6 protein-coding genes are annotated in these 13,055 nt (G+C 65.8%); all 6 read right to left on the bottom strand.

What is annotated here, in order from left to right:
* Positions 1–41: 41 nt before the first annotated feature.
* The 6 genes from xylB to HLH45_RS13620 all read right to left on the bottom strand — a co-directional run bounded on the left by xylB (position 42) and on the right by HLH45_RS13620 (position 13,015).
* Entirely contained in the window at positions 42–1,535 is a 1,494-nt protein-coding gene (gene xylB, locus HLH45_RS13645) for a xylulokinase (RefSeq protein WP_008574428.1), read from the bottom strand.
* A complete protein-coding gene (locus HLH45_RS13640) occupies positions 1,532–3,904 on the bottom strand; it encodes a glycoside hydrolase family 95 protein (protein ID WP_008574429.1) in 2,373 nt (790 codons plus the stop codon). The genes xylB and HLH45_RS13640 overlap by 4 nt, the downstream gene beginning before the upstream one ends.
* A 91-nt stretch (positions 3,905–3,995) precedes the next feature.
* On the bottom strand, positions 3,996–6,899 hold the full coding sequence (locus HLH45_RS13635) for a TIM-barrel domain-containing protein (RefSeq protein ID WP_008574431.1): 2,904 nt from the start codon (positions 6,897–6,899) through the stop codon (positions 3,996–3,998).
* 101 nt (positions 6,900–7,000) lie between these two features.
* Positions 7,001–8,743, bottom strand: coding sequence for a GH35 family beta-galactosidase GalD (gene galD / locus HLH45_RS13630; RefSeq protein WP_033478848.1), 1,743 nt, complete (start codon positions 8,741–8,743; stop codon positions 7,001–7,003).
* An 11-nt stretch (positions 8,744–8,754) separates the two neighbouring features.
* Entirely contained in the window at positions 8,755–10,671 is a 1,917-nt protein-coding gene (locus HLH45_RS13625; protein WP_033478853.1) for a sialate O-acetylesterase, read from the bottom strand.
* Between the two features lie 88 nt (positions 10,672–10,759).
* Positions 10,760–13,015: a WD40/YVTN/BNR-like repeat-containing protein gene (locus HLH45_RS13620; RefSeq protein ID WP_008574437.1), complete on the bottom strand. Its 2,256-nt coding sequence runs from the start codon at positions 13,013–13,015 to the stop codon at positions 10,760–10,762.
* Positions 13,016–13,055: the final 40 nt, after the last annotated feature.

Below are 13,055 nucleotides of genomic sequence, written 5' to 3'. Positions count from 1 at the left end.
GTGAAGTCCTTGCTGCTGGGGGAGTTGTAGAAAACTATCGATCAACCGGCATAGAGCGGGCTGACGACATGCAGGTGCTTGAGGAAGGTCTGGTAGTGCTGCTGATACTGGGCCACGCGCTGCGGGTTGGGCTGTGCGGCAAGCCCATCGTCCACCTGCAGGTGCTCCAGCACCACGTCGGCCAACGCGGCATCGCCGCCATCGGCGCGCTCGCAGGCCCACAATGCCTGTAGCGCGGCACCGAACGCAGCGCCTTCGGGCTGGGTCGGCACGACGACCTGCAGGTTGAAGATGTCGGCCACCATCTGCCGCCACTGCGCGCTCTTGCTGCCGCCGCCGGTGAGCAGGATGGTATCGAACTGCAACCCCGCAGCAACGAAGGCATCGAAGCCGTTGCGCAGGCTGTAGGTCGCACCTTCCATCGCGGCGCGATAGAAATGCGCGGCGGTGGTGTTGTGCAGATCCATTCCGAACAGGCAGCCGCGCGCGGCCGGCAGATCCGGGGTGCGCTCACCGTTGAAGAACGGCAGCAACACCAGACCGTCGGCGCCCGGCGCGGTGTCGGCGATCATCGCTTCGGTCTGGTCGCGGGTGATGGAGAACATGCGCATCACCGCCTCGGTGGCGACGGTGCAGTTCATCGTGCAGATCAAGGGCAGCCAGCCGCCACTGGAGGAGCAGAACGCGGCCCAGCGCGCCTCATCGTCCACTACCGGGTGATCGGCATAGGCGAACAAGGTGCCGGAGGTGCCCAGGCTCATGGTCAGACGTCCGGGCACCACGTTGCCGGTGCCGATGGCGGCCATCATGTTGTCGCCGCCGCCGGTGGTGACGCGTACGCCAGCGGGCAGATTCAATGCCTGGGCGGCGGCATCGGACAACGCGTAGACCGCGCCCGTGTCCACCAGCGGCGGCAACGCATCGCGCAGGTCGCGTTGGGCATCCACTGCGCTCAGCATGCGCTCGGACCACTGCCGCGTACGCACGTCCAGCCAGCCGGTACCGGAGGCATCGCCCACTTCGGCAAAGCGCTCGCCGGTGAGCCAGAAGTTGATGTAGTCGTGCGGCAGCATCACCGTGGTCATCGCGGCATACGCTTCGGGGCGATGCTTGCGCGTCCACGGCAATTTGGAGGCGGTATAGCCGGCCATGATGGGGTTGCCTGCTGCGGCCACGCTGCCTGCGGCGCCGCCGACGGCGTCCATGATTTCATCGCATTCCAGCGCAGTGCTGGTATCGCACCAAAGCTTGACCGGCGCGGTGACGCTGCCGTCGGCGGCCACCGGCACGAAGCCATGCTGCTGGCCGGAGACGGAAATGCCGCGCACGCGTGCACGCTGTTCGCCATCGAGCTGCGCAAAGCAATGCACGATGCCGTCGATCCACCACTGTGCCTGTTGTTCGCGGGTGCCGTCGTCGCGGCTGATCAGCTCCATGGGCGCGGCGATGGTGGCGACCACGGCGCGATCCTGCGGATCGTAGGCCACCAGCTTGACGCTCTGCGTGCCCACATCCAGTCCTACATACAAGCTCATTGCGTCACCAATCGGTTGTTGTTGAGTCCCACCTGCTGGGTGCGGCCTGCGCCCAGTTCCAGGTCCAGGGTCTGCCCTGCGTAGGACAGTTGATAGCGCCCGCCACGATCGCTGTGCAAGCGTGCCTGCTGCAAGCGGCCGCCCTCCCATTCCAGATCCACGCTGGCGCCGCCACGCACGCGCAGACCGCGCACGCTGCCGCGCGGCCAGGCCTTGGGCAAGGCCGGCAGCAGGAACACGCTACCGCCCCAGCTTTGCAGCAGCATCTCGGTGATGCCGGCGGTGCCGCCGAAGTTGCCATCGATCTGGAACGGCGGATGCGCGTCGAACAGGTTCGGATAGGTACGTTCGGGCGAGATCAGCAGTTGCAGGATGCGGTAGGCATGCTCCCCGTCGGCCAGCCGCGCCCACAGGTTCAGCCGCCAGCCAATGCCCCAGCCGGTGGCGTTGTCGCCGCGAATTTCCAGCGAGCGGCGTGCGGCCGCAGCCAGGTCCGGGGTATCGCGCAGATTGATCTGACTGGAAGGATGCAGGGCGTACAGATGCGAGACGTGGCGGTGGTGGATCTCCGGCGCCTGCATGTCCCAGTCCTGCTGCCATTCCTGCAACTGCCCTGCCTTGCCGATGCGGTTGGGCGGCAACTGCTCGCGCAAGGCGGCCAATTGCTGGGCGAACTCCGCATCGATGCCGAGCAACTTGCTCATGGCGATGCATTGCGCGAACAAATCGCGCAGCAGCTGCGCGTCCATGCTGGGACCGGCGCACACGGCCGCACCGAAGGGATGCTGGTTTTCCGGCGACATCGACGGATTGGTCACCATCGCACCGGTCTGCGGATCGCGCATCAACGTGGCAACGAAGAATTCGGCGGCGCCCTTGAACAACGGGTAGACCTTGCTCAGGTACGCGCGGTCGCGGCCGTAATCCCAGCGGTCCCACAGTTGCTGCAGCAGCCATACGCCGCCCAGCGGCCACAGGCTCCATTGCGCGCCGTCGATCGGGCCGGCCTGGCGCCACAGATCGGTATTGTTGTGGACCACCCAACCCGGCGCGTCGTAGATCGCCCTGGCGGTGCGCGCGCCGGTCTGGGCCAGATCGAACAGCATGGCTTCCAGCGGCTCAACGCATTCGTGCAATGCGTTGGCCTCGCTGGGCCAGTAGTTCATCTCGGTGTTGATGTTGATGGTGTACTTGCTTTCCCACGGCGGCTGCATCAGGTCGTTCCAGATGCCCTGCAGGTTGGCTGGCTGGGTGCCGGGCCGCGAGCTGCAGATCAGCAGGTAACGTCCGTATTGGTGATACAGCGCAGCCAGTGCCGGATCATTGCCTTCGGCGAACCGCTGCACGCGTTCGTCGGTAGGCAGCTGCGTGGCCGCGCTGCTGCCGAGGTCGATCGCCACGCGCCGGAACAGGCGTTGATGATCGGCCAGGTGCGCGCGCAACAACGCGGGAAAATCCAGCTTGGCAGCCTTGCGCAGGCATGCGGCGGTCGATGCGAGCGGATCGCCATCGACCGCATCGAAACGTTGGTAACTGGTCGCGGCGCTGAGCAGCAACACCACTTCGTCGGCCGCGTCGATGCGTAGACGGTCGCGCACTTGGCTGAGTTTGCCGCCGCGCACCTGCGGCAGCACCCGCAATGCAAATCGCAGCTTGCCCTCGATGCCGGCAAAGCTGCCGTTGCGACCACTGAACAGCAAACCGCCCTGCTCGGCGGTGACCTCGCCGGTTTGCGGGCTATCGATGCCCACACGCACCGAAATACCGCCGGGGCGGTCGCACGACAGCCGCACCACGATGCATTGCGCCTGCGCAGAAACGAACACCTCGCGCCGATGCACCGCGCCGCCGGAGCGGAACGTGGTGGTGGCCACCGCCGTGTCCAGATCGAGCTGACGGCGATAGTCGCTGATGCCGTCGGCGCGATCGAAATCCAGCAGCAGATCGCCCAACGGTTGGTACGGCATCTGCTTGAGCGGGCGCGAGAGCAGCTTGGCATCGGCCAGTTGTTCGGCCTCTGCGTAGCGCCCGGCGAAGATCAGCGCACGCACCTGCGGCAACGCGGCCAGTGCGTCAGGGCTGGTGGAATCGTAGGGCCCGCCTGCATACAGCGTGTCTTCGTTGAGCTGCAGGCGCTCGTGGGCGATACCGCCCCACACCATCGCGCCCAATCGCCCGTTGCCGACCGGCAAGGCTTCCACCCATTGATTGGCCGGCTCGCGATACCACAGCTGCAGGGCCTGCGCTGCCGCGACGGGCGGGAGCGCGGTTTTTTTCGAAGCCTGCGCGGCCTGTGCAGCCGCCGGCCCGGCGCCAAGGACCGCAATGGCGGCCCCGGTTGCCTTGCACAGCTCACGACGGCTCAGCACGGCAACCGCCGTGCTGACTGACCGGAACCGCGCGCGCCTGCCTTGCGGCGTTCCGGCATCTGGGTGCTCATCGACTGAAGACAGCCTGCGATCATCGACGACGCGCTTTGCCGGACGCAATCTTGCGCTGCAACACGCTGACCGGCTTGCCGTCGTACTGGACGCTGGTGTCGGTCGCAGGTTCCAGCGCACCGGCATCGGCGCGCGGGCCGTCGACGAAGCGCACGTTGATGGTGCGGCTGGCCTGCATGCCGGTCCAGCTGCCCTCGCGCTTGCCGATGCTCAACTCGCCCTTGGCCTGGTTCCAGACCAGCGGGATGCGGCTGAACTCGCCCTTCTCGTAACCGTAGCCTTTGCCATCGTCTTCATACAGCGAGAACTGGCCATCGGCGCCGGTGTAGACCACCACGGTGAGCGGTGCATCCGGCACCTGGTCGACGTATTCCTGCACCGGGCCGGTGGGCACGATGGAACCGGCACGCACGAACAACGGCATGCGCTCGATCGGCGCGGCAGCTTCGATGCTCTGGCCGCCCTCGTAACGCTTGCCGGTGGCGAAATCCAGCCAGCTGCTGCCGGCCGGCAGATACACCTGCCGCGAGGTGGCGCCGAAGCGGGTCACCGGTGCGACCAGGAACGCCGGCCCGAACAGGTACTGGTCGTTGATGTCGCGCACCTTGGGGTCGTTCGGGAAGTCCATCATCATGCCGCGCATGATCACGCCATCGCGCTGGTAGGTGTCGCCGGCCAGGCTGTAGATGTACGGCAGCAACGCATAACGCAAACGGTTGTAGTAGGCCATGCTCTCGTAGAACGGCGTACCTTCCGGTGCGATGTTCCAGATTTCGCGGTACGGGAACTGGCCGTGCGACCGGAAGATCGGCACGAACGCACCGAACTGGAACCAGCGCGTGTTGAGCTCGCGCCATTCCGGCAGGTGGGCCGGATCCTGGTCTTCATAACGCTTCTCCACCGCAAAGCCGCCGATGTCGAAGGTCCAGTTGGGCAGGCCCGACAGGGCCATGTTCACGCCACCGGAGATCTGGTCGCGCATGTCGTCCCAGCGCGACACGATGTCGCCGCTCCACACTGCCACCGCATTGCGCTGGGTGCCGGCATAGCCCTTGCGCGAGAGGATGAACACGCGCTTGTCGTCGGCCGCACGGTCGCCCACGTACACGCCATGCGTGTGCGGCAACGGGTAGGAGTTGAAGTATTCGGTGGACGAGCCCAGCGCGTTGGGCGTGGTGCGGGCCTTGCGCTCGGCGATGTCCAGGTTGGAATGCACGTCCGGCTCGTCGGCGTCCATCCACCAGGCATCGAAGCCCTTGCTGTTGAGCTTTTCGTTGATCTGGCGCCAATAGATCGCCTGCGCCTTTTCCGAATACGGGTCGTAGAACGAGTTCTTGTAGCCCTTGCCGATCCAGTCCAGTTCGCCCACCTCCACGTTGCGCTTGAACATGAAACCGGCAGCGTCCAGCTCCTTGTAGTTGGCGGTGGTGGGATAGAACTTGGGCCAGATCGAAATCATGATCTGCGCATGCATGTCGTGCACGGCCTTGACCATGCCGTCCGGGTCCGGGAAGTGCTGCTTGTCGAAATCGTGCGAGCCCCAGGCGTCTTCCGGCCAGTACGACCAATCGAGCACGATGTTGTCCAGCGACAGCTTGCGCTTGCGGTATTCGGCCACCGCGCCCACCAGCTCGTCCTGGCTCTTGTAGCGCTCGCGGCTCTGCCAGAAGCCATACGCCCACTTGGGCAGCATCACCGACTTGCCGGTGAGTTCGCGGTAGCCGGCCACAGCCTGGTCGTAGGAATCGGCGGAAACGAAGTAGTAGTCGATCATCTGACCTGCTTCGGACCACAGCGACAGGTCCTTCGCTTCGGCAGCAGGCAGCGGATCGCGGTGCAGCAGCGCGATGTAGCTGGGGTCGATCAGATCCCATTCGATCTTGACGGTGTGGCGCTGGCCCGGCTGCAGATCGAGGGTGAACTCGTGATTCCACGGGTTCCAGTTCTGGCGCCAGCGATCGATCACCAGCTTGCCATCCACATATAACTTGGCGTATTCGCTCGAATACAGCGAGAAGGTGTGTTCGCCACCGGTGAGCGCTTCGATCTCGCCCTCCCAGGTCACTTGCATGCGGCTGTTCTTGTCCTTGGTGATCGCCTTCTTCGGGTACTTGGGCAGATCGCTGAGGTATTGGTAGTTCACCTCGCTCTCGCGGCGTTCGAGGATTTGCTTGCCGTTGATCGCATAGCGCGCGGTCAGTGCGCCGGCCTTGCCCTTGGCGTCGTACAACTTCAGCGTCTTCGGCAGCGGCTGCAGGCCGCGCGGGTCGCCCAGGCGGGTGATCGAGTTGTTGTCCCACAGCAGGCCGTAGTTGCGGCTGGACACCAGGTACGGCACCGCCATGTCGATGTTGTTCTGCTGCAACTCGACGTTGCGCCCCTTCTGGTTCATCCAGCCCTGCTGATGCTGGCCGAAGCCGTACAGCGCTTCGTCAGCGGGCGACTGGAAGCGCTGGCGCACGCTCAGGTACTGCTTGCCCTCGGCCTTCAACGGCGCAAAGCTGCGGCCGCCGGCCACTTCCGACAGCACCGGCTTGCCGTTGGCATCGGCAAAACTGACATGGCCATCGACGGTGGAGATGCTGGCAGTGACCTTGCCGGTCTTCAGCTGCACGCTGTCGCCCTGCTCGGCCATCTGGAATGCGGTGTCGCCCTGCACCGGCACGCGCATCAGGCTGGGGCTGCGCGCGAAATCGCCGTCCGGATCTGCGCTGACGCGGATGATGCCGCTGTCGACCACTTGCAGGCGCACCGGCGCGGCGCCCTTGGCGCTCGGCACCACGGTGACGCCATCGGCGGCCTTGCGTACTTCCTGCGCATGCGCGGCGTTGGCCAACAGGGCCAGCGACAAGGCCAGGCACTGGGCCAGTGGCGTACGTCGGTTGGCAGGCACGGCGCCGGCGGAACGGATGGTGGTTTGCATGATCACTCCCTTTGAATGACGAAACGGTGCCGCGGGGGCGGCAGCGCATGGGTAAGGCGAGGCGATGCCGTCGCGGCATCGCGGCGTTGTGGCAGGCGCGCTTATTTGTAGGTTGCCAGCTTGATCTTGAGCAGCTGCGGCACGCTGGAAAAGTTGACGCCGTAATCGGTCTGGTCGCCATTCCAGTTGCGCTGGAATTTCCAATCGTTGCCTTCGTACACACCTTCCTCGACACGGTCGTAGATCATGTTGGCGGTGGCATCGCTGGCCGGATGTAGGGTCACGCGCGCGTGATAACCGGTCACCAGGAATTCGTCCGGGCTCAGCTCGGCGATCAACGCGGCGCCGATCGGTTCGGGGTTACCCGGCGGGTCACCCTTGAACCAGAACTGCGGCACGCCATAGGTGATGGTGGCGCTCCAACGGTCGTTGAGCTTGAGCTCCTGCACGGCCTGGCCGGGTTCTTCGGCAGTGCCATGCAGCTTGCCTTCGGAAGCGGCCTTGGCGAACGGTCGCATGCCCATGCTGACCGCCTGAAACCCGAGCGCGAACGGCGCCAGCGTCTCTTCGTTGACGTGCTTGGCACCGAGCGGATAGTTGGAATAGCGGGTGTAGTCGATGCCGAAGGCCGACCAGCCGATGCCGTCATGGCCCAGCGTGGGGTACAGATAGCGCGCGTATTCCGGGCGGTTGCCGGTTTCGGCCACGAACAACGCGTTGTCCGGGCGTGCGTAACGTTCCAGCACCGTGGTGTACATGCGGTATTCGGGCATGTAGATGTCCGGCGCCAGCAGGTCGATATGCGGGCCGGCCGCCTTCCAGACATCCAGCACGTTGTCGGTGGGGCCACCGCTGGCGTACTGGCCGGGCTGGCCTGGATTGAACGGGCCGCGCAGCGCGGCATTGACGTACATCGGCAACGGATACTCGGCCTTGCCCGCTTCGGCTACCTGGTCGATGTAACGGCCGATCGACCACGCGTGGAAGATTTCGTCGGCATCGGCACCGAACACCTGCGCCCAGGTGCCCGGCTGCTTGTTCATGCGCTTGATCAACTCGTCCGGCACTGCGCCGTCGAACAGCTCCTGCGCCATCGGCGAGAAGTCGCGCACGCTGCCGTAGGTGCCCGCCTCGTTCTCCGGCTGGATCATGATCACGGTGTGCTGCGGGTCCACCTTTTTCAGGTGCCGCATGAAGGCGACGAACGCCTTGCGGTCGGCATCCAGCGTGGCCTGCGCATGCGGCGACAACGAACCGATCGACTTGCCTTCGCGGGTGACCACGCGCGGGAAGCGCTGGTTATCGGTCTTGACCCAATGCGGCGCGTACTGTGGGCCATTGTTCTTCCAGGTTGCGAACCACAGCAGCACCAGGCGTACCTTGTGCTCGCGCGCCTGGCCCAGCAGCGTATCGACGAAGGAGAAATCGAACCTGCCTTCTTCCGGCTCCACCTGTTCCCAGGCGATCGGTACCTGCACGGTGTTGGGGCCGAGCACCTGCATGGCCGGCCACACCTTGTCCATGATGCCGGGGTAGTTGCTGGAGTTGTTGACCTGCGCGCCCAGGATCAGGAACGGCGCACCGTCGACCATCAACGCATGCTTGCCGTCCTTGCTGACGAACTGCGGCATGGGCGTCTGTGCAGCCGGCGCCTGCGCGTTGTCCGGCGTTGCCGCAGCGGTGCTTGCAGCAGCGTTGGTTGCAGCAGGTTTGCCGGCATCGCCCTTGTCGCCAGATTGGCAGCCAGCCAGGGCCAGCGTCAGCGCGGACAGCAGCAGCGGGCGCAGGCAACGCCGTGCGCTGGAATGGGACATGGCACGTGCAACGGGGGAATGCATGGACATAAGACTCCGTGTCACCAGGTATCGGTGCGGAAGGGGGAAACAGGAAGGGCGTCGCGATTGATCAGGTTGGCGTCGTCCGGGTTTTCGCTCCAGCCGTAGCGCACCGCGACCGGTGTGGCGACGGCATCGCTGCGCACGATCACGCGGTCGCCCTCGATCTGCGCGCTGGCCGGGTGAAAGCGGTGATCGGCGCCGGCAATACGAAATCCCTGCACGGCACCGCCGCCACGCACCTGCAGCGCACTGCCCTGCAAGTCGAAGCTCAGCACCGCCTTGCCGCCGTCAAAGCGCGCGCGCTTGAATACCGGCGCGCTGTACACCAGCGTTTGGCCGTACGCCACATGGCGTGCAGCAAGCGCAAGGCGATGACCGACATCGCGCTTGTTGGTGGGATGGATGTCGGTGGGGTTGCCGATGTCGATGATCACCGCCTGCCCGGTTGCCGGCAGCGCCAGCGTCTTGGACTGCGACTCGCGCAACAGTGCCCACGGGCTCAGCTCACCCGTGTCGCCACCGGCCTTGAAGTTGGCCAGCTGCACCCACAGGAACGGCAGCGTTTTGTCGCCGCGCTCGGCACGCCATTGCCGGATCATCGCTGCGAACTGCTCGCGGTATTTCACCGCGCCGGTCTCGGTGGCATTGGTTTCGCCCTGGTACCAGATCACGCCCTTGACCGGGAACGGCTGCAGCGGATGGATCATCTGGTTGTACAGCAGCGTGGGCAGCTGATTCTTGTTGTCGGTCAACGACACCCGTACCGCGGCCGGGCGGAATTTCCAGCCGCCCAGCGCACGCTTGGCACCGGCACTGGTCTGCACGAAGCGTTGTTCATCCGGGCCATGCATGCCGCCACCGCCGCTGAGGTCTTCCACGCGGACCGCAATGTGGTTGACGCCGGCCTTGAGCGCCGCAGCCGGCACCTGATACACGCGTGGCAGGTTCCATTGCTTTTCGGTGCTGCCGACCTGCTGGCCGTTGACGTAGGTGGTATCCGAATCGTCGATCTGGCCCACGCCCAAGGTGATGCCGGCCTTGGCCTCTGCAGCGCTGAGCGTCATGGTGGTGCGATACCAGGCGATGCCGTCCATGCCGTCGTAGCCGCTGGATTCCCATTGCTTGGTGACCGGGATGCTGTCCCAGTCGCTGTCGTCGAACGCCGCTTCGCGCCATTGCGACATCTCGCCTTCCACCTTGGGCCAACGCGCGATGCGCTTGCCGGTGGCGGCCTGCGCTGCGGCGTCGCGTTGCTTGATCGCCTCGATCGCGCCCTGGTTCTGATCGGCACTCAGGCCCAATGACGTAGCGTCCATCCACGCTTCGATCGCGCTGCCGCCCCAGGTACTGTTGACGATGCCGATCGGCACGCCGGTGCTGGCGCGCAGCTCCTTGGCGAAGAAATAGCCAACCGCAGTGAATTCACCGGCGTTGGCAGGCGTTGCGGCCTTCCACTCGCCACCGGTCAGGCGCACCTGCGGCTGCACCGACCACGATTTGGGCACCTTGAAGTGCCGTAGCTGCGCATCGTTGGCAGCGGCCACCGCTTGCGGGCCGTCGCTGGCCTGGGCCAACGGCCATTCCATGTTCGATTGCCCGCTGGCCAGCCACACATCGCCGACCAGCACCTCGCGCACCTGCAGCTCGCCCCCGTCGCCCTGCACACGCAGCACGTAGGGGCCACCGGCAGCGTGCGCAGGCAGCCTGACCTTCCATTGCCCTGTTGCGTCGGCCTTGGCGGTGGCGCGCTTGCCGTCGAAGCTGACCGTGATCGCGGCGTTGGGCGAAGACCAGCCCCATACCGGCATCGGCTGATCGCGCTGCAGCACGGCGCCATCGGCGAACAGCAGCGGCAGCGTTGGCACCGCCCAGGCCGCCGGACTGACCAGCACCAGGCCCAGCAGGCAGCCACGACGAACGAAAGAAGCGGTCATGCAGTGATCTCCAAAGTCGGCGCAGCCAGGCGGCGCGCAGCGCCGTACACGGTAAGACAGCGCGATGACGCGCGCAGCGACGCGGCGCTCATCGTGGATCGCCATAGAAGATGCCACGGCCACCGGTGGCAAAGTACACGCGGCCGGCAATCCGCGGGTCGCCGGTCACGCTATACGGTTTGCCGAAGCGATGGGCATCGTCGTTGATGCGTCGCCAATGGGCGCCTTCGTCGTCGGAGCGGAAGATGCCATCCACGCCGGCCACGCGCCCGGCCAAGTACAGGGCCGCGGGCGCGCCGGCACGCAGCGCCTTGCCGATGCCCAACGAGCGCGCTTCATCGGGTTTGGAAAGCGTGCGCAACTGGCCGTTCTGCCAACGCATCACGCCCAGCGTCGGGCTGGCCAGATACACCACACCCGCACGCCATGGGTCGGGCCGCAGTTGCGGGCGCGCACGTTCATCGCGCGCCGGGGTGCCGACCCGCTGCCCGGTATCGCGAAAGCTGGCCGCACCATCGCTGCTTTCGTACAGGCGCCCACTCACCCGATCGGCCGCATACCAGCGCTGCGCATCGACGCGGTCGGCCACCACCACCGCGGTATCGGGCAAGCCCTGCACGCGCTGCCAGTGCTTGCCGAAATCGCCAGTGCGCCACACCCCGCCTTGGTCCGGCACCCACACCACTTGCGATGCATCGGCGGCAATGGCAATGGTGCCTGCCCCCTGCCCGCGCGGCGGTTCGCTGGCGAATGCAGCCCAGTGCGTGCCACCGTCCTGCGAATACAGCGCGCGGATCTCGTTGTTGCGGCGATCGCGCACGGTGCCGCTGCGCACCACCCACTGCGGTGCCTGGCCGGCGGCGTCGATGCTTTCGCCATTGGTCAGGCGCGGGCCCAGATACTGCAACTGTGCAGTGTCCAACGCGTCATGCCGGAAGCCATCGATATCGCCCAGCGCGCTGAGCAGGTGCGCACCGGCCATCGGGCTGAGCAGATCCAGCGGCACGGTTTCTTCCAGCCCACGGTCCTGGAACCACCACTGCAGCGGCGGCTGCGTTGAAAACGTCTGCAGGTTGCGCGAGGCCCAGATGCCGTAGCCGGTGACGAACAGGGCGTGGTTGCCGTCGAACGGATCGATCGCCAGCGCGCCTATCCAGTGCGGCGTTGCGTGCGCGGTCCACGGCGCGGCGCTGTGATCGAACTGCGCACCCGCCAACAGCGGAACCCAGCTGCGCCCGCCGTCATCGCTGCGGAACACCTCATCGCGCGGCGCGCGGCGGCGGAAGGTGCTGGTCAGCAGCACCTGCGGATGTTGCGGATCCACTGCCACCGCCCCCCAGCCGAAGCCATCGCCGCTCGCCGGTTGCGGGATCGGGCTGATCTCGCGCCAGCGGCCCTGCGTCGCGTCGTAATTCCACAGCGCGCCACCGGCCATCAGATCCGGGCCAGGGTGATCGCCATAGCTCAGGTACCACTGCCCAGCGTTGTTACCGGCCATGTGGTTGGGGCGCAGCCCCTTGGGTTGCCCGGCCACGGCCGCCCAGGTGCGCCCCGCATCTTCGGAGACGTACAGGCTGGTTTGCGCAGTGGAAACGCCCACATAGATGCGTGGTGTCGGATTGCCAGCACGGCCGCTGGCGGCGTCGAAGACGACGAAGGCGATGCCCACGGCCTGTTCGCTTCCGACATGGTTGCGTGCCGTGGCCCCTGCCACTGCATCGGCTGGAAAGGTCTCCACCCGCGTCCAGTGCGCGCCGCGATCGTCGCTGCGCCACAGGCCTGCATCACGCGAGCCAAGCAACAGCACACGGCCGTCGTGCGGGTCCACCGCCAGCCGCTCGCCATTGGCGCGGCCCAATTGATTGCCACCGAGCTTGAACGGCAAATCGGCGCGTTCGAAATGCTTCCCGCGATCGAACGAACGCAACACGGCCGCATTGCCGGCGCGTTCGTGCATGTAGGTGCCAGCAGCCAGGTACAGCGCGTTCGGGTCGGCAGGATCGACCGCAAAGGCGTCGATTCCCATCAGATTCCAGTCGTCGGCCCCCAACCAATCGGTCAGCGCGACCCACTGCTGCGCCTGCGCGTCCCAGCGATAAGCACCACCGACATCGGTGCGTGCATAGGCAAGATCGCGTTCGGCCGGATGAAACAGCACGCCGGTGACAAAACCGCCTCCCCCGATGGCCACGCTGTGCCACTGATACGGTGCCGGCGTGCCGGGCTCGTCCGCAGATCCCTCGGACGGCATGAAGAGCACCACCAGCGTCAGGCAGACAGCAGTCAGCCACGCATGTGCTGCGGAAAAACGGCGCTTAGTAGGCGGATCGATCACGGCGATCATTCCTCCGGCTCCCCTCGCGATCGATGGCCTGGCCATCGAT

It is taken from the genome of Xanthomonas euvesicatoria, from assembly GCF_013112235.1.
Lineage (GTDB): Bacteria > Pseudomonadota > Gammaproteobacteria > Xanthomonadales > Xanthomonadaceae > Xanthomonas > Xanthomonas euvesicatoria.
Note: the sequence above shows the minus strand (reverse complement) of the source record. Positions and strands in the feature narration are given on the sequence as shown.